Origin of the sequence: Embleya sp. NPDC005971, assembly GCF_040629175.1 — a bacterium.
Classification (GTDB): domain Bacteria; phylum Actinomycetota; class Actinomycetes; order Streptomycetales; family Streptomycetaceae; genus Embleya.
On sequence record NZ_JBEXUX010000089.1, the window covers coordinates 1 to 21963 of the forward strand.

The window sequence follows — 21963 nt, forward strand, 5'->3', positions numbered from 1 at the left end:
CATCTGGTCGATCGCCGACCCGACGGTCAGCCACGATCCATCCCCGCTGGAGCGGGGCAGAACTCCCGAGGAGACCTCTCCAGGAGTCATCCCCGCAGAGGCGGGGCCAATTGCACGGTACGTCGCCGGCGGTTCTGTAGGCCACGGACCATCCCCGATCGCTCGGGGCCGACACGAAACACCGTAGCCCAGCACTCCGACATCCGTGCAACGAACGCGAGAAAGAGCCCCCGTCGCCGCCCACGAAGGGCGGCGGCAGGGGCTTCTTCGTGAACTCGGCCACCAGCGGCCATGAGCGCCGCTACCGTCCCGCCATGGCCTGGACACCGACACCACCAGCAGACCGGCCGCGATCATGGGTCGCCCGCCACAAGATCCGCACCGCGCTCATCGCCGTCGGTGTCCTGCTCGCCGGCTTCTGGGCACTCGGCGTTGCCGTCGGGCCGCCACCCGAAAAGCACAAGGCCGCCCCGCCAGCAGCCACACAACCGGCCACGACCCCAGCGCCCGCCGCGAAGGCCACGACCGCCCCACCGCCCGCAGCGACCACCAAGGCGCCCCCGCCACCGAAGGCAACGAAGGCCGCGCCCGCGCCCAAGCCGACCACGCACACCGACCCCGCAGCGAAGCCCGGCACCGCATGCTTCGGCCAGCAGTGGCCCCAGCCCGTGCCCGATGTCGTCGGCCGAGACCTCAGCAGCGGCACAGACCCGCTCCTCTGCTACCAGGTCGCCGCAGCCACCGCACCCGACGGCCACGACGTCATGCAGGACCCAGGCAACACCGCCCGCCTGTGGACCATCACGGCCATGAACCCGCGCGCCGGCACGCCCGTCGAGCCCACGACGCCGATCACCCTCACCGTCGCCCCGCGCTGACCCCGGACACGACAAAGCCGCCCCCACCAGCCCGAAGGCGGTGGGGGCGGATTCGTTCACACCAGGTGCTTGGACAGATCCGGCGGAGGCGTGTACACCGGGATCACCGCGCCCGCGTCCTCCGCAGCGCCGATCACCACCCGCGTGTACCGACCGAGCGCCCGCAACTCGCCGGCCATCTCGTCGATTTTCACGGTCGCCTCGTTCAGCTTCCGCGCAGCCACCTCAAGCTTGTCGTCCAGTTCGGCGTTCTGCTCCTTCAGTTCCTTCACCAACGCGGTGAAGTCCTCCCTGAACCCGGCCCGGTCCGACGTTCGCCAGCCCACGCGAGCCTGGTAGACAACGCCGATCAGTGCCATCAGGGCGATGACCAAGCCGGGTATGGTGCCGCTCTCAGGCATCGATATGCCCCTTTCTCGCCCCCTGCGGCAGCCGATCCAAGTACACGTTCACAATCGTCAAGCCGGCCGCCCAGCACAGCCATGTACCGCCCGACGGATAGCCCTGACGGCCCGTGTCCAACCACGACCACATGAACGCCGACCACCACATCACCGGCGGGAACGTCGCCGCGGCAAACCCGAACCTGTCCAGGTCCGGTCGCCACACCCGGCCCACCGCGAACGCGGCGCCGAGCACCGCGCACGCCATCCACGCCCAGCCCAGCACGTCCAGCGGGACCAGATCCGACACCGGCGTCAGGCCCCGCGTGGTCGAGTACCTGGGGTCGACGATGATCTGTCCCGCGTAGTAGGCGAGGCCCGCGGCGGTGGCGAGCAGATACGCCCCGCGCGGGCCGAGCCGCCGCGGTACCTCGCCCGCCATCATTCGGGAACCACCACCCGCACGACCGCCGTAGCCGCCGGATCCTTGCTCGCCGGCAGCAGGGCGGCGCTCGCCGAGGAGCCGACGAGCTTGGCGAGCATCCCCTTGACCACGGCCAGGCCAGCCGTGAGGCCGGCGAAGGCCGCGACCTTTCCGTGCGACATGTCCAGCGTCCCCGCCATCAACAGCGCGGCAATGCCGGCCTCGGCGAACGTCGCCCCCGCGCGCTCGAACATGTCGACCATGTAGGCGAACCCGGTACGGACCGTGGTGTCCGACGAGCGATGCCCGAGGAACGACGTCAGGGCCGCGCGCAGAACGGTCAGCCCGGCCATGAGGCCGGCCAGGGCCGCGGTTTCGGCCGTGGACAGGTTGTACGCGCCCGCGACGATCCACGCGGATACGAACGCTTCGGCGAACGACGCGCCCGTGCGCTCCGCGAGGTTGAGCGCGTACGCGCCGGGAGTGGTGAGAGCCATGGTCAGGACTCCATTCGCTTCGCGACCTCGGCCGCCAGGGCCTGCGCGAGCGCCGAGAGCACGCTCGGGTCGGAGATGGCGGCCACCAGTGCCGCCGCGTCCACGGTCACCGGCGTCGGAGCCGGGGCCTCCGCCCGCTCGGCCGCCACCGCCGCGTTGGCGTCGATCCGGCCGAGGATGTCGTACACCTGCGGCGACCGCTCCCCCTCGGCCTGCGCGATCTTGTCGTCGTCCTCGTTGCGATATGTCAACACCCGGATCGCCACGCGCTCGACGAGGTCGTCCATCTGGGCAGGTGTCATGTCGTCGTCCTCCTGGGCAGGCGGGGCCGTGCGCCCCGCGCGGTAGTCGTGCGGATCCGCCGTCGGGGGGCAGGTGTCGAAGGACGGCGCGAAATAGCCGGTGATGTACGGGTCCCGGCGCTGATACGTGTGGGTCCAGACGCCGTTGCCCTGGCCGCCGTCGCCGCCCGTCCTCTTGCTGTTGCCGCCCTTGGTGGTGACCGTGGTCGCGGTGAACGCGACGACGACCTCGGTGTGCGCGCCGTTGCCGAAGTTCACCCAGGCGCCGAGCGACGGGTATTCGCTCCACTGTCCGCGGGCCTTGGCCCAGTCGCTGAACACCGAGACGTTGTTGACCTTGGGCACCAGCCCCGCGAGGCCGACATCGGAGTACATGCACCAGTCCCAGATGACGCACCAGGCGACGCCGTTCTCCCCGAACTGGGTGCCCCAGCGGGTCAGATTGTCGTAGCCGTCTCGGGCGTTGTAGCCCTCGTACACGCCCTCGGGTATCGACGCGACGTGCGCCAGCAGCCGCTCCCACGAGGCAGGCCCGGACGCAGCCGGCGGGGATGGAGCCGTGCCGCCGGACACCCAGGCGCGCAGGTCGGCGGCCGTGCCGTTGAACACGTTCTTGTCCAGGCCGCCCGACTCGCTGTACTGGTGGAACCGCCACGGTGCCTGCACATTCGGCGAGCCCGGCGCGCGCTGGTAGTCCGCGATCCACAGGAAGTCGCCGTAGAAGTCGTCGGTGGCGTGCCAGCAGTCGAGGTTTGTGTACAGCCCGACCCTGTTCCGGGGGTACGCGGCCTTCACCGCCGTGATCCAGGCGTTCTTCGACGCTGTCGCTCGGGCGTTGGACACGCCCTGGTTGTAGGGCTCCAGGTCGCACACGAGCAGCTCGTCCGTGCCGATGTCCCCGACCACGTCGCAAAAGTGCGCGACCTCCGCCGTGACGTCCTGCTCGCAGTGGAGGAAGTGGTAGTGCCCGAGGGGCAGTCCGCGCTTGCGGGCGGTCGCGATCTTGCTTCGGTAGCCGGACTGGATCGCGCGGGCGCCTTCCGACGCCTTGACGATCACGAACTCGGCGTCGGCGGGGATGCTGCTCTGGTAGTCGCTGACGTCGTAGCCCTTCGCGAGAGCCATGCCTGCCCTCCTCGGGGCATAGAAAAAGCCCCGGCCGGCAGGCACGGGGCAGGAGACGAGTTGCGGATCAGGCGTGCGACCAGCGGAGATACAACCCCGACGCCTGATCCGCGTTGAGGAACGTACTCAGGGAACCGCCGGACGACTGGTACGCCCGGACGTCGACCACATCCCCCACCGACAACTGCACATCCCGCGTCGGCGTCGACACCGTGCACACGGACGAACCCGACGGCGGCGCCACGAACGCGCCATGACCGGTCACCGGGCTGCCGTTCTTGTAGATCTGCGTACCGCGCGCACCGGTCGAGTTCGAGGCGTACGAGACCGTCCCGCACACCGTGTACCAGCCCGCCGCGGTCACGGTGTACGACGACGAGCCCGCCCCGCCGTACGTGTCCGCCGTTACGGTGCCCAGGGTGATCGCCGTCCACGTCGTGTTCGCCACCGACTGCGTACTCGCCTGGGCGGCCACGAACAGCGGAGGATTGAGGAGGAAGGTCAGCCCGTCCCTGACCTGCGAGTTGAGAAGTCCCGACCCGAGGATGTCCCCCGGGCTGTACGTGTACGGGACCGGCACGGCGAGGGGCACGGACGCCTCCTAATACGAGATGCGGGGACCCGTCGCGGACAGCGTCGCGGCAGGATCCAGGTCGAGGAGCGACGGCAGCGTCAGGTTGAAAACGCTCGGCTGGACGAGGAGTTCACCGACACCGTGCGCGGCGGTCAGCGCCGACACGGTCAGCACCACCGAGGTGTAGCCGGCCGCCGTGGACGCGATGCCGGTGACCGTGACCGTCTCGGCAGCGGCGGTGCCGTACCCGACGATCAGTTGCGTACCGATCGCCATCGCCGCCCGAGCGGGATTCGCCGCGGCGCCCGTCAGCGGGGCGACCGTGATCGACGTCGCCCCGATCGACGCGCCCACGGCCAGGGTCGTGTGCGTGGACGCCGCCACGGCCCACGGCACCGTGTCGGCCGGCGAGAGCTGGGCCCTGAACTGCAACCGGCCGCCGGCGTCCCCCGACCAGGTGATCTTCTCCAGCCACTGCTGGTAGTCGATCGCCGCGGCCGGTGCTGGCGGGCGGCGGCGCACCCGCACCCGATGCCCGAACTGCGCGCCCAGGAGCGTGGGAAGCACCGAAGGATTCGCCGACGCGTCCACCGTGATCGTGCTGACGCGCGGGTGCGGATCCTTGTACGCGGCGACCAGCCACGCGGCGGCGCCGGCTGCGGACGCGTCCGTCGACAGGTTCATCGCCCGGTTCAGCGACCTGGGCAGGTAGGCGACCTGGGAGGCGGTGTCCGACGCGGACACCGAGGTCGAGTTCGCCGAGCCGCCCGCACCCACGTTGGTCACGGTGACCTGGTTGTAGATGTGGCTCGGGTCGAAATCGGCGGTCAGGTCACCGTTGTAGGGGATCTCGCCGGCCGCCGCGTTCTCCCCGAACGTGTACAGGGGCGTCGGCCGCATGAACCTCCATTCGCGGCCGTCCAGTCGCATGGTGCCGCCGCCGTCGCACCACACCTGCCCGGACTCCGAGTCCGCGACCGCCTGCAGCGCGCTGACCGCGTCACCACCCGCACCCTGCAGGGCGCCCATCCGCGCGGCCGCCGCACGGTAGGCCGTGCCACCGGTGTAGCCGGCCAGGCCGAGGATTCGGAGGAAACGCGGGCCGCTGTACTCGTCGTTCCAGCCGTCGGCGAACCCGTGCCCGATGTCCACCCACTCGTTCACGGTCAGCATGCGGGGGATCTCGGCGATGTACGCCAGGTCCCCGGCGAACGCCCAGATCGAACCCCCCGCCGGGAGCGTGCGGGTGCACGCCACGACGTCGGACGTCGCCCCCGTCGGGTGGTAGTCGATGGCCCCGGCCGTCGACTGGTAGTAGAACCCGTCCATGCCGTAGTGGACCTGCGTCCCGGACGGGCTCACGCCCACCATCACGATGTGCCACGCGCCGTCCAGCAGGTTGATGCCGGGCGTCACGTCGTCCACGTACAGGTTCCCCGCCGCGTTCGCCACGACGACCGACAGCTCGCCGCCCGGCAGCACCGACATCATCGCCCCGGCCCGTGACCCCACCCCCGCGAAGAACGCTGGCCCGGTCGCCGCCCACAGCATCGACTGCGACGACGGGACCGCCGTCGACCGGAACGCGATCATGCGCGTCCACCCGCCCGTCGCGGGCGGCCCCGCCGTCGGCAGGACCAGCATGCTCGCCGGCGAGTCCAGGCCCACACCGACGGTCGTGTTCACGACACGCACGACGGGGCCCGGGTTGCCGTACGAACCGCCGCCCTCCAGCGTCGTCCCGGCCGTGATCGTCCCCGGGCCCATCGCCGAGTTCACGATCGAGACCGGCCCCTTCGTGCCGGTCGCGTCGAACCACTGGGTCGAGCCCTCCGGCTCGTCCAGCGGATACATCATCGTCGGCGCGTAGGCCGCGAGTTGCTGCCGCAGGGACGGCTGGATCGTCTGCGCGGCCAGCGCCGCCAGCGCGTCGATGCAGGTGATCTGCGTCAGGCCGTACGTTCCCGAGTAGTCCCACGTCTGCGGCCACCGCTCCACGTATCCGGCCCACAGGTTGTACGAGATGCCCGGGTCCGCCCACGCGGTCGCCGCCGAACCCTCCTCCGTCTGCAGGCTCGTCACGTAGATCGTGTCGATCGCCGTCGTCGCCGTCGTGGTCTGCACCAGGTACCGGCCCCACACCGCACCCGCGGGTGCGGTCCCCGTCACCTGGCCGCGGACCCACGTGCCCTGCCGCGGGACGGTCACCGCGGCGCCCAGGCTCGTCGACAGCAGGGAGCCGTTCACGCCGTACCAGCGCCACCCGACCGACACCTGCACGGTCGTCGAGCCCGCCGCGAGCGGCCGGGACAGGTAGACGGTGCTCGTGTACGCGCGCCCCGCGACCACCGGGGTCGCCGCCGCGTCCACGCCGACCGGGCCGCCGTAGGCCAGGATCGCCCCGGAGGCGGTCGACGCCGCGATCGTCCACCCGATCGCGTTCGTGCGCCCCGTCGGGTCCGCCGCAAGCCCGGTCACCGCGGCGATGGTGCCAGTGCCCGGCGTGTACCGGATGCTCGTGCCGTACGCCGGTGTGGACGTGCCGCCCGCCGGGACCGCCGGCGCCAGGTTGCGCGACGGCGGCCACACGGCCTGCAGTCGACACGGCCGCAACGGCAGGACGTTCGGGTAGAGCGGCGAGCCCGTGTTGCTCGGATCGAGCGCTCCGTCGGTGTTCGACAGCGTCAGGCTGAGCGATCCCGACTGGACCTGGTCCAGCTCGTACTGCCGACCGGACTGGTCGGCGGACCACTGGCCGGTGAGCCGCGACGACAGATCGATCCACCCCGTCGCGTTGCCCGTGGCCGGCGTGGCACCGCCCTGGGCGAATGCCACCGAGAACAGGATCCGGGGCCACGACGGCATGATGCCGGGTGCAGTCACCTCACCGACCTCCCGTCAGGCTCAGGCCGCTGGTGGGGTTGCGGCGGTTGTAGCGCAGCGCCTGCTGCTGGACCGTGTCGAACAACTCGCGTTCGGACATCACGCTGCCGGCCACGTGGACGTTGATGTTCGTGACCTGCTGGGTGCCGCCCGCCGAAGCGCCGGCCCCGGCAACCAGGGCCGTACCTGGTGCGCGCATCGCCAGAGCGCCCGGCGACGCGAGCAGGGCCCGCGACATGCCCCGCACCGCACGCACCGCGGTGGGCGTGTGGTCGCCGACGCCGGCCGCGACGCCCTCGGCGATCGGGCGGCCGACCATCTCGGCGAACACGCGGCTCGGCGAGCTGATCCCGAGGAACGACTTCGCCGCACCGAGAGCGTCGGACGCGAGCCCGCGCAGCTTGGAGACCAGGCCGCCACCGGCCCCGGAGACGCCGTTGATGATGCCCTGGACGATCGCGGACCCGACCCCGTAGAACCAACTGCCCACGTCCTTGACCGAGTTGTACGCGCCGACGAAGCAGTCGTAGATCGCCGTGCCGATGGACGAGCCGATCGACTCGACCCAGTGCCACGCACTCGTCAGCGGATCGACGATCGCCGACTTGATCCCGCCCCACGCATCCGAGGCCACGCCCGAGATCCACGACCAGACGGCGGACAGGGCCGCGGCCGCCTTGTCCCAGATGCCGACCAGCCAGCGCCAGGTGGCCATGGTCGGATCGACCACGTACGACTGGATCTGCGACCAGGCCCACGACGCGGCCTGCGAAATTCCCGACCAGATGAATGCCAGGAATGCCACAATCGAATTCCACGTATTGCGGCAGAAATCCGCTATCGCCGAATGCGTTCGATTCCAAATTGCGACGATCAGCGCAATTGGCGGAAGGAAAATGACCAGCAAAAGCGGCCACCATTTCCGAAAAAAACCGGAAATCCCGTTCCAGATCGATGATGTGGTATCCGAGAGCCACCGCCAGCCGCGGACGAGCGGATCGGCCACGGCGTGCCAGGCGCCTGACGCCCACCCGACGAGCCCGCGCCACGCTCCCGTCGCGGCGCCCGTGATCGAATCCCAGATGGCCTTCGTCTTGTCGAGGAACCAGTTCCAGCCGTCGACGAGGAAACCCCAGGCTGAGGCGGCGACGTCCTTGATCCAGCCCCAGATCTCCCCCCAGTGCGCGGCCAACTCGCCGCCCAGGTAGATCAGGACGACGATCGCGGCGGCGATCCACCCGATCGGCCCCATCGCCGTGGCGATCGCGATGCCGAGGGCGATGACCGCGCCGACGAGGATCCCGCCGATCACGACCGCGAGGAATTTCGCGGCCTCGCGATGCTGCAGGAACCAGTCGACGATGGCCTTGACGACGGGGATGAGTCGCTGGCCGATCTCGATCATCAGCGTGGCGAACGCCTGCTTGACGACCGCGAGTTTCGCGTTCAGCGTCTCCTGCGAGGCCGTGAAACCCTCGACATGCCCATTCGCGTCGGTGGTCGCCTCGGTGACCGCTTTGACGTTCGCCTCGAAATCCGGCATGTAGCTGCCGGTGAGCTGGAGAGCGGCCTGCATTCCGGACGCGCCGCCCATGATCTTCTTGAGCTGGTCCTGGTACGTGACCGCCGCCGGGCCGCCCGCCTTGATGACGTCGGAAAATCCGTTGACCCTGTCGGCCATTACCTTGAACTGGTTTGCCATTGCCGCCTGATCGGACGGCAGTTGCTTCACGTCGGCTTTCCACTGGGCCAGACTCATATCGCCCTGGAGGTAAGCCTTGGACATGTTGGCGACGCCCTCGGGCATCGCCTTCATCATCCGGTTCGCGTCGTCCGCAGCACTGGCCGACCGCTTCAGCGTGTCGATCATCACCTGGCCGGACGGGCCCATCTTGCCGAGGATCGTCTCGCTGATCAGGCGCATCGTCCCGGTCAGGCCCCGCTCGCCGAGGTGCTGGGCGACGTCCGTGGACGACAGGCCGAGCTGTTCCATGGCCTTGACGGCGACCATGTTCGGCGCTTCGAGATTCCGAATTGCGAACGAAAGCCATTGCGCGGCCTGGTGGGCCGACTCGCCGTGCGTGGTCATCGTGGCCATCGCGCCGCCGAGTTCGTTGAAACTCACGTGCGCGGCCGACGCGACCGCCTCGACATTCGGCATCGCCGAGGCGAGTTCCTGCATCGAGACCTTGCCGTGGCTGACGATCGCCACGTATTTCGACATGTACTCCGAGGCGTCGCCGACAGACGCCTTGTACGCCTTCATCGTCGACGTCAGCGCATTCGAGACCGTGTCGAGGTCGGCTTGCTCGGCCTTCGCGCCCTCGGCAGCCGCCTTCAAAACCTTGAGTGCGTCGGCACCGTGATACCCGGCCGACTCGATCTTGTACGCGCCGGCCGTCAGTTGCTCGGTCGCGGTGCCGGTCGCGCGGGCGATCGACATGATGCCGTTGCCGATCATCTCCAGATTCGCGCGGGACTCACCGGCCGAGGTGTGCAGACGCATGATCTGCTGCTCGAAATCGCCGGCCATCTTGACCGATACCGCAGCGACCGCGAGGCCCACAACGCCCAGGCCGGCGACCATTCGCTGACCGACGGCGGCCATACCGCCCATGCGGGCCGCGAAGGTCTCGCCGGACGCGGTCGCCGCGCTCATTCCCCGGATGAACGGGGCCGCCTCGGCGTGCAGAACGACGAACAGGTTCTCGATGGAGGCCATTTCGCCTCCGATCGGTTCGTCAGAAGCGGAAGGCGGCCCCGTATACGGACCGGAAGATGATCAGCGCCGGTGGGCCGGACACGAATTTCGCGGCGGGCCCGAGAAACGGATACTTGGCGCCATTCCTCAGCCCGGTCTCCAGGGCGAGGCCGTAGGTGCTGCTGTCCGACCGCCTGCCGTACGGCGGATACGCCCCCACCGCGGTTCCGACCCGGCACTCCCAGCCGAGCCCCGACGGGACCGGTGTGGTGTGGGTGATCGAGCGGCGGAGGGTGCCCGAGATGACCGCGGGCCCCTCGCCGGGACGAGCGGTCGTCGGAGTGCCCCGCTTGTGGGCGCCGTTCGAGGCGTTGATCTTGGCTTGCTTCTCGACGGCCGCCGCCAACTTCGACAAGGCAAGGAAGCTGGCGGCCTTCTCCTGGGCGATGATCTTGCCGAACATGCCCGCGAAAACCCCGGGCCGTACCGGTAGGGCCATCAGCCCGCCTCCTGTCGCTCGGCCGCGTCGTGCTCGGCCTGCCGCCGCGCGATCATCAGGTCCCACGTGTACCGGCGCACGTACCAGGGCGTCGCCTGCAACTCGCGCCAGGACCAGCCCATTTCGCGCATCAGCTCGTAGTCGACGAGTTCTTCCGGCACCGGCCCGGACGCCCACGTACCTGCGTAGACGCTCTCCGCTGGCCACAAGACGTCGTTCAGGTACGGGTCGTCCGGGCCTAGGAGGGGTCCGACTGGATCGTGCCGGTGATCATTTCCACGATCTTGTTGGTGATCTCGTGCGGGAGTTTCGCCACGGACTCGGCGGTTGCGGGCAGCGGCAGTGCGGGCTGGTCGTCGTCGGGGCTCGTCGCGTCGTACACGTGCCACGCCTTGACCAGGCCGGCGACGACGGCGTACATCGCGGGCATCGCCTGTTCCATGTCGACCTGGCCGTCGACGACCGCGGCCCCGGCGTTCTTCGGCGTGAGTTCGCCCAGGGGCACCGTCTTGGGGTTCTTGATGACGACGAAGACGTCGTCGCCGGGCTCGGACAAGTCCGGGAAGGGGAGCATGATCGTTCGGTTCGCGTAGCCGGCCATGAGGGACTCCTGTACAGGGGCACGGTTTGGTGAGGGCCCGGCCGCGCACCCGTGCCCTCACTCACGCACGCGGCCGGGGGTAGATGGGGCGTGCGGCTCAGTACGCGGTGCTCTGGAAGTTCTTGAGCGTCGCCGCGACCGCGCCACCGTCCGTGGCGTTGTAGACGCCGCTGATCGAGTACGCCGACTCGACGTAGGAACTGCCGAACTCCCGCTTGCCCTTGGTCCACGCGCTCTGCGACATCGTCAGCGTCAGCGTGTGTCCGCCGACCGCAATCGGCTGGGTGAGCGTCGCGACCGCCGGCATCTGCGTGTTGTTCAGATACAGGCCGAGGTCGAGCTGGTTCTCGAAGATCGCCTTGTAGCTCGCGTCGACTTCGAGGGCGCCCTGGAAAATCTCACGCGGCGCCTGAGTGCCGTCGGAACTGTTGATCGGATCGACGGCGCGCTTGATCGTCAGGTCGTAACTGAGGCCCCGCGTACTGGTCAGGCCCCCGGACGTCATCGTCCACTGCCACCCCAGCAGGGGCTGCAACTGGTTGTAGGACGGTGTGACGGGCGCACCCTGCACCACGAACGGCATCGTCGTGTACTTCACCGAGGCCGTGACGGCTCCCTTGGGGTCGACCTTGATCTGCAGGTCGCCCAACACGCCGCCGGAGTAGCTCAGGGGCTGGGTCGTGTCGTACACCGTCAGCGAATACGTGGCCTTCGTGGCCGGGTTCGCGCTCTGGGCGAACGCGTGCGTGGACTGCGCGACGACCGCGACGCCGGAGGTGTGCGCGTAGGCCAAGCCGACGCTGCCGGTCGCGGAGGTGGTGACGGTGAGGGTGTAGGGGCCAGCACCCGAGACCGCCGTGACCTTCGCGTACTCCTGCAGCCCAGCCCCGATGTCGATCCGGATGATGCTGTTCGCGGCGATCGACGCGGCCGTGCTGAGTGAGGTTGCGCCCGCGCTCGACGAGGACGAGAGCGTCGTCGCGATGCCCGCCGTCACCGTGTCCGGGCCGATGCAGCCCCGAAGGTAGTGGCCGAGGAGATCCGGGTATGTCATGCATTCGATCGACCAGGTCGCGTACGTCGGCCCCTGGTAGACGCCATGCAACACCGTGTCGTCGGCCCTGACCGACTCGTCCTTGATCGAGGCGTTGACGTCCTCGAAGTCTGCCTTGGTGAACGGGATTGACATCGTCGGCGTGAGCCAGGTGTTGACCACGGTCTCTTTGGCGATGCCGAGCGATGCGAGCCTGCTGAGCTGTGTCACGGCTGCTCCTCATGGGTGTGGGCGCCCCGGCAGCCGTGCACGGGACGGGCGATGGGTGGGTGTCAGCCGACGATCTCGGGGTCGTCGCACGCGTAGGAGACCGTCGCGAAGAACGCGCCGGCCTGCTGCTGCAGGGCCTGCTCGACCGGCTCGTAGTCGATCGTCACGCGCGGCGGATTCTCGGCCGCGCTCAGGAACCGGCCGCCGTGCGTCTTGTCCCCGAGGAACCCGGCGACGCGTTGCAGCACGACGTCGAGCGCTGCGTCGAACGCACGCTGCGACGCTTCCGCGTTGCCGTCGCCGCTCGACATCGGCCAGATGATCTTGAGCTTGAAGTGGTGCGTGGCCATCATGCGGCCGACGCTGGTGCGGGGCTGCTCGACGCGTTCGCGCACCACGTAGAGCTGCCGTTTGCGCTGGCCCGGCGTGCGGGACATGTACGCCTGGACAACGTCCCACGGGCCGCCGTCCACGGCGAGCAGCGCGGGCAGGCCGTCGCCGCTGGTGCGGAGCCACGCGGCCTCGCGGTCCACGGCGGTCGCGGTCGTGATGATCACCGGCTGCCCCTCTCGGTGGCCTTCCCCGGCGCGAGGCGCGTGCGCTTGGTGGCCTTCAGGGCGCCCGAACGGCCGTGGGAGTCACCAAGCTTCGTCGGCTTGAGACGGTCGGAGTCCTTCTTGGCCATGCCCTTCAACTGCCTCGACCCGAGCTGGGCAGCCGAGAGCTTGGCGCGAGTCGCGGCTGTAACCTGGCGCTTCGAGGCCGAGCCGCCGACGAGCTTGGTCCGCTTCTTGGCCATCGCCTAGTCCTTCACGTAGCCGGTGAGGATCCGGCGGGCCTCGGACCTGAGCACGTCCGGCTCATGGCCGTTCGACCGCATCGGATCCAGCTCGGCCACCACGTTCGCCGCAGCGAGGAACTTGACGGCGCGGGCAAGGTCGCCCGGGACGCTGAAGTAGCCGCCGCTGTACGTGATCTGGAACTCCGACCCGATCGGCAGCCACGTGCCGAGCTGAAACCACAGGAACCCCGTATCCGGGTTGGGGCCCATGAGGATCTGTGCGGTGACGTCCTGGCTGCCGCCGTAGCTGCGGACCACCCGTACGGACACGTCGGAGTAGGCCCACTTCTCGGCGTACTTGGACGCGTACTGGTCGAGGTGGATGCGGCGCACGAGGCTCGACATGCCGCCGCCGACGGCGTTCGCCCACGATCGACCGAGGGATCCGGCCAGGTCCAGGGGGAGGTTGTCGGAGCCGGACATCTCGTCCGGGTCAATCCCGTAGGCGGGTTGTGTCTCGATGAGGCCCGTGAACGGGATCAGCCTGTGCCCGGTTTCGGCCTCGGCCTCGCGGGACGCCTCGATCAGCAGGTTCTGCTGGTCGACGGGGTCGGTGTACTCGCGGACGAGGTCACCGAACGCGCCCTTGGTCAGGTAGGCCCAGGTGATCAGCGCGGGCCCGGTGTCGACGTCGAGGTCGGCCACGGCGACCACCTCCTACTGGGTCAGTCGGATTCGGTGACGGCCTTGGTGCGCGAAGCTGCGGTCTTCTTGGCCGGGGCCTTGTCGTCCGCTTCCTGCTTCTCCCGCTCGGTCTTCTCGCGCGCTTCCTTCTCGGCCTTCGTCTCCTTGCCGGTGCGCGGGTCGTCGTGGAAAGCCTCGAACCGGTCCGGCTCGATCGAGCACAGTTCCTCGGCTTCGGCCTCGGACATCTCGACGACGTCGCCGGGGCCGTGCCAGACGTAGCCCAGCCCCGACCCGGGAAGGGTGCTGCGAACGAACATCTCTGTCTCCTCTGCTGGTTGATGCGGTCGCGGGTCGGCGGCCCCGGGAGTAGGCGGGGCCGCCGAACCTCACGATCAGGACGTCGACAGTGCGACGGTCACGCGGCCCAGGCGGGTCGCGTACTTGGGGGCGCGTACCGCGAGGCACGTGTCCGTGACCAGCGCGAACGGCAGGGTGTCCGGGCTGGCGGTGGTCGGGAACACGTCGACCGGCTGCAGCTCGCGCACGTACGGCCGCAGAACGAAGTCGCGGCTACGGGACTGGAGGTAGATGTTCTCCTGGCCCGACGCGAGCGGCTTGGCCCCGGTGTTCGTGCCGTAGTAGGCGGTCGGCGGCGTGGTCGGCGCGGTCGAGGAGTTCTTCGGGATCAGCGCCGACCCGGTGTCGACGATGCTGGTCGCCATCGTCGGGGTGATCCCGTCGCCCTGGAGGACGACGGTGGCGTCCACGTAGCCCAGCAGGCTCTCCGTGCCGGTGCCGGTGCTGCGGTAGACCTTGTACAGGATCGGGCCGGCGCCCTCGTAGCCGGTCGGCGCGGCGAACGACAGCGTGACGGTGGACGTCGAGCCGGTCGTGGCCTGGGAGACCTCGACCGAGCCGATCGTCTCGCCGCTGCGGGCGATGACCGCGGACACCACGTAGTAGTACGTGGCCGCCGCCAGGGTTCCGCCGGTGGTCGCGGTCGCCGAGGTGACCGTGCCCATCTGGATGCTGTTGGTACCCAGGTACGAGCTGACGACCAGCGGGATGTTGCGGTACGTCGGCACCAGGAGACCGGCGGCGACCTCGACGCGATCGGAGAACCGCTGCTGGGCCTGCAGCAGTTGCGCGACTCGGGACATCGCGGTGGGCGACATCACGAACATCCACTCGGCGCCGAACGGGGCCATGGCCGCGTTGCCCTGGAGGAGGTCGGCGGCGCGGTCGAGCCACCCCAGGGAGAGCGCCGCGTTGACGTCGATCGCGTTCTGCTGGGAGCCGCTGTAGGTGGAGATCTGGGTGTCGAGGCCGTCGAACTGCGGGTACGGTCCGGTGACGGTGGACGGCGAGTTGCCCCACATGCAGGCGTTCTCCATGTCCATGTACTGGCCCTGGATGGCGCCCTCGATCTCGCGCCGCCGCAGGTCTCCGAGGACTTCGGCGGTGACCTGCTGGGCGTACCCGGTCACGGCGCCGATCGTCTGCATGTTGCGGACGGTGAACTGCTGTTGGACGTAGGTGGAGTTGGTGACCGGTCGGGCGCCGCCGTCGGTGACGAAGCCGCCGCCGCCGAGGTTGGTCCGCTGGTTGAAGTAGTACTGCGTGGACGCGATCCGCTGGGACGGGATGGCGCGCACGTAGGGGCTGTACCGCCGCTGGTACTCCAACAGCATCGGGTCGATGATCTTCGGTACGCCGGCTGCGGCGCCCGCGGCGGTCAGCGCCTCGCGGATTTCGGTGCTCACGATGGATCTCCGGTCTCGGGATGCGGGTCACGGGGCATGCGAAAGCCCCACCGGCGTCGGGCTGGTGGGGCTGCGGGGTGACCATTCCTGCCGAGTCCGGCACCGCACCGATGTGCGGCGGTCCATGTGGTGCTGCTGGGTCAGACCTCGAAGCCGAACGCGCCGTTCAGGGCCTTCGTGGCATAGGCGTTGCGCTCTTCCTCGCTCATCTCGTGCAACGGCCTCTCCGGCGCGGCCTGGGATTCCTTGGTCGGAGTGACCAGGCCCAGGCGCCGCGGCCCGACCGCGCGCAGTTCGGCGCGGAGGCTGTCCTTGATGCCCTCGACCTGCTCGGCGACCAGGCGGGCGACGCGCTGGTCGGCGGTCTCCTCGACGACCGGCTCGACCGGGGCCGCCTCGGCGACGGGCGCCGGCGCGGCGACGCGGTCGAGGAGTGCGGCGAACTGCTCCTGCGTGAGGGCCACCATCGGCGGAGCCGGGGTGGTGGGTGCCGCCGTCTCGGCGGCCGTGCTCTGGGCCTCGCTCACGGCGGGCACCTCCTGGGTGGTCGTGGTGGTGTCCCCGGCCGGAGCGGCAGGGGCGGTATCGGGGGCCGTCTCTACGACGGCGGGCACCTGAGGCTCGGCCGTCTCGGCGGCGTCGATGTCGGCGTCCATGTCCGGGTCCATCGCGGCGAGCGCGCCGCATCCGGCGGCCATCGCCGCGGCGGCGATCGTGTGCAGGTCACCGGGCTCGATGCCGCAGGCGCGCACGGTGATCGACAGCGGCCCGTTCCAGGCGTCGACGCAGAACCCGGCCGCGCCACCCGACTCCGGGTAGTACTCGGTGACTTCGCCGTAGCGGGTGGTGTGCTCGGACACGTCGACTCCGAAGTTCTTCAGGGCTTCCTTGACGCGGGCGCGGATGCGCTTGAGCTGGGGCGCGGTGTACGAGGCGGCCTCGCCGGACTCCAGTCGCTGCCACGCGCGGATCGCGTGCTCGGTGGTGTCGATCGGCAGGCGCCGCACCTTGTCGGGGCGGTAGCCGAGGTCGGCGTACGGCACATCCCCGTAGGGCGTTCGGGTCGGCTCGACCGTCGCGGCCACCGACTCGTACACAAGGACGCGCCCGCCTGTGCATTCCGTGGCGGTCGCGCGGTCGCGGTCCACCCTGGCCGCGAGGACGCCGGGCGTTTTGGTGAAATCGAGGCCGTCGAGTTCGAGGTCGTCGCCGGTCTCGACCATCTGCCCGCGATGCTGCTCCTGGCGGACGTCGCCGAGCCACCAGCCGCGGATGCTGACGCCGTCGAGGTAGGGCTCCTCGCCCTCGACCAGGGCGGCGAGGTCGCGGCCGTGCGCGGTGTCGGCGAGGTCGGCCACGAAGCGGGCGGACCCGTCGGCGGCCTGGGTGAGGGAGGTGACGCGGCCGACGATGCGCGTCGAGTCGTCCTCGGCGCCGTGGTGGGTGAGCATCGTCAGCGGTTCGCCGCCGGCCAGGCGCTCCTGGGCGCGCTTCACGGCCTTGCCGATCAACTCCTTCGAGTACAGCCGGCCATTCAGCGAGACGCCGGGCGCCATCGCGGTGCCCCGGATCGTGGCGATCCTGCGTGCCATCAGGGCCCTCCTTCCAGGTAGGCGCCGACCGTGGTGGCCGACAGGACGCTGGTGGGCATGAGCACACAGCGGCAATGCGGATGGATGCCGGGCGTCGGCGACTCGCCGACGCCGTACGGCCCTTTGATCTCGCAATCCGTGCAGATGGGGCACACGCGGTCGTCGCCGGCGGTCACGAAGTCGACCTGGCCGATGCCCTCGGACGCGTACAGGTCCAGGGCGCCCTGGGACATCGACCGTGACGTCATCAGGTCGATCACCGTCTGCACCGCGCGGGCGTCGGCGTCGGTCAGCAGATCGCTGACGCCGCGCACCATGTCCGCGTAGGAGGCGCCCTCGCGGGTGAGCCTGGCGAGCAGGGCGCCGACGTCGCGGGCCTGGCCGCCGAGGATGTCGGACAGCCATTTCCCCGACTCGCCCGCGAGTTGCTCCGCCTTGCGCTCCAAGGCGGCGTACGCGTGCTCGAAGGCAATCTTGAAGTCGAGCGCGAGGGTGTGCTGGCCGAGCTTGTCGAGTCGTTCGGCCGCCATCACCACCGCGTCGGCGACACCCTCTGCCCGGCCGGAGCGCAGGACCGTCTCGAACGTGCGGCGGAGGCGGTCGAAATCGTCGGCCTCGTCCTCGTCGAACACCAGGTCCGCAAGCCGGTGCAGGGCGCTTCGTGCGGCGGCGATCGCGATGGCCTCGTGTTCGTCGTCCTCCTCGCTGCGCGTCTCGACCAGGCCGAGGCTCGCCCGGTACTGCCGCACCAGGTCGGGCACGTCGACGTGGCGGGCGAGTCTGGCCCAGGTCCGGCCTGCGTCCCGGCCGGCCTGTTCGTGCAGGGCGAGGCGCCGCGCGAACATCTCGGCCAGGACGCCGTCGAGCCGGTCGAGCTGCAGCGTGGCCTCGGTCGTGCCGGTCACGGTCCGCCCCGGCCGGTCGCGGCGAGGGCCTCGCGGAGCCGGCCCCGGAATGCGGCGAGCCGGGCCTCCTGCGGGTCCTCCTCGGGCGGCTCGGCCTCGGGCTGCTCGTCCGGTGGAGGTGGTGCGCTCGGGTCGGCGAACGGCGCCAACGCCGGTGGAATCGGCGCCGGTTCCGGCTCGGGCACGAGTTCCACGCCCGGTACGTCGATCCCGGCCGTGACGGCCGCGGCGGCGGCGTGGGCGATCGTCGCCTCGGACATGCGCTCGATGTCGCGCCACAGCACGATCGACTCACGCTCGACCACCGCCGGCTCGTCGCCCCCGTCGACCGGGGGCTCGTTGATGTCCGCGCGGTAGCGGTTGAGCGTCCACGCGCCCGAGTGCAGCCGCTTGTCGCGGATCTCCTCGATCGTCTTGGAGTCGCGCCAGTCGACGTCGCCCCACTTCAGGAGCCAGTCGGTGATCCCGAAGCCCTGCCGGACGATGTGGAAGTTGAGCTTCTCCAGCACCAGGCCACCCAGGGGGCCGCAGGTGTTGTAGATGAACGTCTTGTCCTGCTCCTCGCCCGTGCCGCCGCCCAGGTTCCCGCTCTCGATGACGCCGACCTTGGCCGGCGGTACGCCGAGCGCGGACAGGATCTCGTCGCGGCACTGGTCGAGCGTCTTCTGCAGGTCGACACCCTTGGAGCGCTGCAGCTCGTCGACCGTGCCGCCGCCCTTGGTGATGATCGGGTTCCCGATGTTGCGGGTGCCACGGTTGCGGGCCCGGTACTGCGCGACCCACCGCTTCATGTCGGAGTCGGACTGGCCGTTGGGGAAGTCGACGTGCAGCGTGGGTGGATCACCCGCCCGGTACGTCTCCTTCTGCGTGGCCTTCGCGAACAGCCATGTGGTGACCGGCAAAAGCGCGTGCCGCATGAGCGGCAGGCCGTCGAGACCGGACCGCGGCGAGTCGAGCGTGATGTAGATGACCTGGTGCGGCTCGAAGATCGCCTTCTGGCCCTGGTCGGTGACCTGCACGTACTGCGTGATCTCGCCGTGCTCGTCGGCGATCACCCGCATCGTCGTGGCGTCGAGCGACCACAGGGCGATCGGTTCGCCGAGGAACCAGGCGACCTCCAGGAAGGCTTTGCCGAAGATCCCCAGGTCGGCGACGCATCCGCGGGTGATCTGGACGATGTCCTCGCGCGGGTTGCAGTACTCCAGGAGTTGCTCCAGGCGTACGACCTGCGGCGGCTTGGGCGGCACTTCCTGGCCGCCGTGCTCGTCGTCGCCGGTCCAGTCCGTGACCAGGCCGCCCGCGGTGACCGTGCGGGCGATTGCGTTGATGCCGGCACCGGCCCACGGGCAGGCGACGTACGCGTCGTAGAGCTGGGTGAGGTCGTCCGCCGGGTCGCCCGCCGAGCCCTGGTTGTACTCGGTGGTGCCGCCGAGCGGGACACCCGACTCGTAGCCGATGCGGCGCGCGGCCGGAGCCGCGTGCTCCGCCTCCGGCGCTGCCTCGGCAATGTCGGACCGACCGAACCCGAGCCAGGAGAAGAGGCCCACGGCTACCCCCTCACCAATCGTCGTAGGGATCCTGCTGAGCAATGGCGAACCGGCCGGCAAACACCACGGGCACGTCAATCCCCGCCTGGGCGGTGACCGGCTCGCGTTCGTCCGGGTCGTCGAGCAGCGGGAACTCGGCGCCGCCGCCGAGGTTCGTCACCAGGTACCGCAGCGCGTCCGGCGCGTGGTCCTCGGCTTTCGTATCGGCGTCCTCGGGGTTGCCGCTGGTCGCGTGCGGGAGCGCCGGCAGCGTCCGGATCAACTCGGGGCACGTCGAGAACGCGTGCAGCATCGGGCATGTCGTCCAGCCCAGCGCGCGGTGGTGCGAGCAGGCGGGACCCTCGGCCAGGAACGAGTGGACGCGCTGCCACCCGATGACCCGGGACCCGGCGCCCTTGCCCGCCGGTTCGAGATGGACGCCTTCGTCCGCGTAGACCTGGGCAATCGGCTTGGCGTCGCCGCGGGTCGCCCACATCGCGTCGTCCGCGTACCGGGCGACGATCCACTCGTCTCCGGTCTCGGCGGCGAGGATGCGGCGGGCCTGCTCGGACTCGCCGACCTGACGCTCGTACAGCTCGCGGTAGATCCAGACCCGGCCGTCCTCGTCCTGGGCGCCCCACAGCACGCACCAGGGGGCCGAGTAGCCCCAGTCGAGGCCGTTGTAGCGGCGCCACGTCGCGGGCAGCGTGATCGGCTGAATCACGTGGCGGTCGTTGCGCCACTCGCCGAAGACCTGGCCGGCGAAGACGTCCCAGTTCCCGTCCACGAACGCGGCCCGCAGCTTCTCGTCCTGGAGAGCGAGGAGATCGCGGGCGTACTCCGGGTTGACGTGGGGGTTGTCGGACAGCTTGGACGGGATGAACCGCACGGTGCGGTCTCGCATGTCGCGGACGACGTCGCGCCCGTGGTTGGTGGCGTCGATGTAGCGCTTCTTGGTGTCGGCGTGTCCGACTCCGCCCGGGTTGGTGCCGGAGCGGATGCCGAGCACGGGAACCTGGGCGCGACCGGATCGCAGTCGGGTCTCCAGGAAGGCCACAACCGGAGGCGGGGTGAGCGTGCGCTCGTCGAACAGCAGCAACTGGTACTGGCCGCCCTGCCGACGGGACGCGTCCTGGACGGTCTCGGCGTACCGGAACATCAGGAGCGAGCCGTTGGGGAACCGCAGCTCGTACTCTGTCGCGTTCCACCTCGCACCGAGCGCCCGTGCATGGCCGCACTGGACCAGTTCGGCGAGCAGGCTCTCTTTCAGCTCCGGGTAGGAACGGCGGAACGCTCCCACCCGGAGGCCCGGGTAGCGGTCGCACGCGCGAAGGCCCTCCATGAGGAGCGCGCGCGTCTTGCCACCGCCGGCCGCCCCGCCGTAGAGGACGTCGAATTCGGTGGCCGCGTGGAACTCGGCCTGCCGCGGCGTCGGTTCGTATTCGAGGAGTTTGAACACGTCGCGTGGCGGGTCGGTGAGGCGGGCTCCGGCGATGGCGAGCGCGTCCACGTCTCACCCCCGGTCGATGGCGTCCATGTCGAGGGCTGCGAGGACGGCGTCGCGGTTCACGCGGAGCCATTCGAGGAGCCCGGTGCCGAGTGCGTCGGCGAAGGTGTCGGCGATCTCGTACAAGGGGCTGTTGTCCAGGTCAGGAGACGGCGGTGAGATGTCGGCCGGCAACGCGCTTGGCCTCCTGTCGCAGGTCGGGGTCGCGGATGCCGACGGCGGTGAGTGCGGCGTCGATCGCGGCGATGACGGCGTCGGCCTGCCGTTCGCTGATTGTCACGAGCCGCTCGTCGATGTTGAGTTTGGCCAGCGCTTCGACAAGGCGGCCGGTGCGGTCCATGGCCTGTCCGTAGAGCTGGAGTTCGGCCCGGACCTGCTCGCCGTTGGGGGTGTGGAGGCTCAGGTCAGTGAGCGTGGCGACGTGGCCTTCGAGGATCTCCATGAAGGCTCGGGCGCGGCCTGCGACCTGGGCCAGCTCGGTGAGCGGGTTCTCGACGGCGCTGAACTCGCCGACCTCGCTCAGTGCCTTGCGGGCCTTGGCCTCGGCGGTGCGGACCTTCGCGGCTCGTCTCGCCTGCGGGGTTCCGCCTCCGTGGTAGCGGCACCGCTTGGCGCCTTCGATCGGCCACTGCGTGCAGTGTTCCGGCCGATCCGGCAGGCCCCTGGTGTTCTTGACCTTCGCGCCGCACGAGCAGGCGACGCACGGTCCGCCGAGGCGCATGGCCTGGCCGCCGCACCTCTTGCACACGGGGTCGGACACGACGGCCTCCCTACTGCACGCTGAGTCGGCCGGACCGCAGGATCGGTATCTGCGGCGGGTCGGTGAGTCGGAGGTACACGACGTATTCGCCGCGTTCGGGGTCGATGGCCTGCCCGGGGCCGATCAGCACCTGGGCGACGCCGGCCGCGGGCCAGTCGGCCGCGGCCCACACGGGCGAGGCCGGTCGGGGTGAGCCGAGGGGGCCGAGGGCGATCTCGGCGGTGACCGAGCCAGCTTGCACGAGGCTGCCGTTCGCGCGGATGTCGGGGACTTGCAGCTCCTCGACCGAGCCCCACTGGATTTCCGCCATC

The 21963-nt window shown here is 69.9% G+C and carries 23 protein-coding genes; 1 reads left to right on the forward strand and 22 read right to left on the reverse strand.

All coding sequences use genetic code 11. The annotated features are described in order from the left end of the window. Positions 1 to 269 precede the first annotated feature (269 nt). On the forward strand, positions 270 to 878 hold the full coding sequence (locus tag ABZ374_RS42945; RefSeq protein ID WP_360323025.1) for a PASTA domain-containing protein: 609 nt from the start codon (positions 270 to 272) through the stop codon (positions 876 to 878). A gap of 56 nt (positions 879 to 934) precedes the next feature. Here ABZ374_RS42945 and ABZ374_RS42950 read toward each other — a convergent pair whose 3' ends face one another. From ABZ374_RS42950 to ABZ374_RS43055, 22 genes are all read right to left on the reverse strand, one after another. After that, entirely contained in the window at positions 935 to 1279 is a 345-nt protein-coding gene (locus ABZ374_RS42950; protein ID WP_360323027.1) for a hypothetical protein, read from the reverse strand. Continuing rightward, a complete protein-coding gene (locus ABZ374_RS42955) occupies positions 1272 to 1706 on the reverse strand; it encodes a hypothetical protein (RefSeq protein WP_360323029.1) in 435 nt (144 codons plus the stop codon). The genes ABZ374_RS42950 and ABZ374_RS42955 overlap by 8 nt, the downstream gene beginning before the upstream one ends. Further along, a complete protein-coding gene (locus tag ABZ374_RS42960; RefSeq protein WP_360323031.1) occupies positions 1703 to 2182 on the reverse strand; it encodes a hypothetical protein in 480 nt (159 codons plus the stop codon). Before ABZ374_RS42960 ends, ABZ374_RS42955 begins: the two co-directional genes overlap by 4 nt. 2 nt (positions 2183 to 2184) lie before the next feature. After that, entirely contained in the window at positions 2185 to 3609 is a 1425-nt protein-coding gene (locus tag ABZ374_RS42965) for a glycoside hydrolase family 25 protein (RefSeq protein WP_360323033.1), read from the reverse strand. A 67-nt stretch (positions 3610 to 3676) separates the two neighbouring features. Beyond that, positions 3677 to 4201 (reverse strand): hypothetical protein, encoded by a 525-nt coding sequence (locus tag ABZ374_RS42970; RefSeq protein WP_360323035.1) that lies wholly within the window; start codon positions 4199 to 4201, stop codon positions 3677 to 3679. Positions 4202 to 4210: 9 nt separating this feature from the next. Further along, positions 4211 to 7066, reverse strand: coding sequence for a hypothetical protein (locus ABZ374_RS42975; RefSeq protein WP_360323037.1), 2856 nt, complete (start codon positions 7064 to 7066; stop codon positions 4211 to 4213). 1 nt (position 7067) lies between these two features. Beyond that, entirely contained in the window at positions 7068 to 9788 is a 2721-nt protein-coding gene (locus tag ABZ374_RS42980; protein WP_360323039.1) for a phage tail tape measure protein, read from the reverse strand. Positions 9789 to 9807: 19 nt separating this feature from the next. Next, the gene (locus ABZ374_RS42985) at positions 9808 to 10266 is read right to left on the reverse strand and encodes a hypothetical protein (RefSeq protein ID WP_360323041.1); all 459 of its coding nucleotides are present in this window, start codon (positions 10264 to 10266) and stop codon (positions 9808 to 9810) included. Next, a complete protein-coding gene (locus ABZ374_RS42990; RefSeq protein WP_360323043.1) occupies positions 10266 to 10427 on the reverse strand; it encodes a hypothetical protein in 162 nt (53 codons plus the stop codon). The genes ABZ374_RS42985 and ABZ374_RS42990 overlap by 1 nt, the downstream gene beginning before the upstream one ends. A gap of 77 nt (positions 10428 to 10504) precedes the next feature. Further along, positions 10505 to 10867: a hypothetical protein gene (locus ABZ374_RS42995; protein ID WP_360323045.1), complete on the reverse strand. Its 363-nt coding sequence runs from the start codon at positions 10865 to 10867 to the stop codon at positions 10505 to 10507. A gap of 97 nt (positions 10868 to 10964) precedes the next feature. Beyond that, the gene (locus ABZ374_RS43000) at positions 10965 to 12131 is read right to left on the reverse strand and encodes a phage tail tube protein (RefSeq protein WP_360323047.1); all 1167 of its coding nucleotides are present in this window, start codon (positions 12129 to 12131) and stop codon (positions 10965 to 10967) included. A 62-nt stretch (positions 12132 to 12193) separates the two neighbouring features. Beyond that, a complete protein-coding gene (locus ABZ374_RS43005; protein WP_360323049.1) occupies positions 12194 to 12688 on the reverse strand; it encodes a hypothetical protein in 495 nt (164 codons plus the stop codon). Beyond that, positions 12685 to 12930 carry a hypothetical protein gene (locus tag ABZ374_RS43010; protein ID WP_360323051.1) on the reverse strand — a complete coding sequence of 82 codons (246 nt, stop codon included), beginning with the start codon at positions 12928 to 12930 and terminating at the stop codon, positions 12685 to 12687. Before ABZ374_RS43010 ends, ABZ374_RS43005 begins: the two co-directional genes overlap by 4 nt. A gap of 3 nt (positions 12931 to 12933) precedes the next feature. After that, the gene (locus ABZ374_RS43015; protein WP_360323053.1) at positions 12934 to 13617 is read right to left on the reverse strand and encodes a hypothetical protein; all 684 of its coding nucleotides are present in this window, start codon (positions 13615 to 13617) and stop codon (positions 12934 to 12936) included. Positions 13618 to 13637: 20 nt separating this feature from the next. Beyond that, complete coding sequence (locus tag ABZ374_RS43020; protein WP_360323055.1) at positions 13638 to 13916, reverse strand: hypothetical protein; 279 nt, start codon at positions 13914 to 13916, stop codon at positions 13638 to 13640. A gap of 75 nt (positions 13917 to 13991) precedes the next feature. Continuing rightward, positions 13992 to 15362 (reverse strand): hypothetical protein, encoded by a 1371-nt coding sequence (locus tag ABZ374_RS43025; protein ID WP_360323057.1) that lies wholly within the window; start codon positions 15360 to 15362, stop codon positions 13992 to 13994. 140 nt (positions 15363 to 15502) lie between these two features. Beyond that, entirely contained in the window at positions 15503 to 16954 is a 1452-nt protein-coding gene (locus ABZ374_RS43030; protein WP_360323059.1) for a DUF6582 domain-containing protein, read from the reverse strand. After that, on the reverse strand, positions 16954 to 17859 hold the full coding sequence (locus tag ABZ374_RS43035; protein ID WP_360323061.1) for a hypothetical protein: 906 nt from the start codon (positions 17857 to 17859) through the stop codon (positions 16954 to 16956). Before ABZ374_RS43035 ends, ABZ374_RS43030 begins: the two co-directional genes overlap by 1 nt. Continuing rightward, positions 17856 to 19406 (reverse strand): phage portal protein, encoded by a 1551-nt coding sequence (locus ABZ374_RS43040; RefSeq protein WP_360323063.1) that lies wholly within the window; start codon positions 19404 to 19406, stop codon positions 17856 to 17858. Before ABZ374_RS43040 ends, ABZ374_RS43035 begins: the two co-directional genes overlap by 4 nt. 10 nt (positions 19407 to 19416) lie before the next feature. Beyond that, positions 19417 to 20895: a terminase family protein gene (locus ABZ374_RS43045; protein WP_360323065.1), complete on the reverse strand. Its 1479-nt coding sequence runs from the start codon at positions 20893 to 20895 to the stop codon at positions 19417 to 19419. 139 nt (positions 20896 to 21034) lie between these two features. Next, complete coding sequence (locus ABZ374_RS43050) at positions 21035 to 21652, reverse strand: hypothetical protein (protein ID WP_360323067.1); 618 nt, start codon at positions 21650 to 21652, stop codon at positions 21035 to 21037. Positions 21653 to 21662: 10 nt separating this feature from the next. After that, positions 21663 to 21962, reverse strand: coding sequence for a hypothetical protein (locus tag ABZ374_RS43055; protein ID WP_360323069.1), 300 nt, complete (start codon positions 21960 to 21962; stop codon positions 21663 to 21665). Between the last annotated feature and the right edge of the window lies 1 nt (position 21963).

Excerpts from the sequence above, each read along its gene's own strand:
- ABZ374_RS42950 (WP_360323027.1), bottom strand. The coding sequence starts at position 1,279 with ATGCCTGAGAGCGGCACCATACCCGGCTTGGTCATCGCCCTGATGGCA.
- ABZ374_RS42955 (WP_360323029.1), bottom strand. The coding sequence starts at position 1,706 with ATGATGGCGGGCGAGGTACCGCGGCGGCTCGGCCCGCGCGGGGCGTAT.
- ABZ374_RS42960 (WP_360323031.1), bottom strand. The coding sequence starts at position 2,182 with ATGGCTCTCACCACTCCCGGCGCGTACGCGCTCAACCTCGCGGAGCGC.
- ABZ374_RS42965 (WP_360323033.1), bottom strand. The coding sequence starts at position 3,609 with ATGGCTCTCGCGAAGGGCTACGACGTCAGCGACTACCAGAGCAGCATC.
- ABZ374_RS42980 (WP_360323039.1), bottom strand. The coding sequence starts at position 9,788 with ATGGCCTCCATCGAGAACCTGTTCGTCGTTCTGCACGCCGAGGCGGCC.
- ABZ374_RS42985 (WP_360323041.1), bottom strand. The coding sequence starts at position 10,266 with ATGGCCCTACCGGTACGGCCCGGGGTTTTCGCGGGCATGTTCGGCAAG.
- ABZ374_RS42995 (WP_360323045.1), bottom strand. The coding sequence starts at position 10,867 with ATGGCCGGCTACGCGAACCGAACGATCATGCTCCCCTTCCCGGACTTG.
- ABZ374_RS43010 (WP_360323051.1), bottom strand. The coding sequence starts at position 12,930 with ATGGCCAAGAAGCGGACCAAGCTCGTCGGCGGCTCGGCCTCGAAGCGC.
- ABZ374_RS43020 (WP_360323055.1), bottom strand. The coding sequence starts at position 13,916 with ATGTTCGTTCGCAGCACCCTTCCCGGGTCGGGGCTGGGCTACGTCTGG.
- ABZ374_RS43030 (WP_360323059.1), bottom strand. The coding sequence starts at position 16,954 with ATGGCACGCAGGATCGCCACGATCCGGGGCACCGCGATGGCGCCCGGC.
- ABZ374_RS43055 (WP_360323069.1), bottom strand. The coding sequence starts at position 21,962 with ATGGCGGAAATCCAGTGGGGCTCGGTCGAGGAGCTGCAAGTCCCCGAC.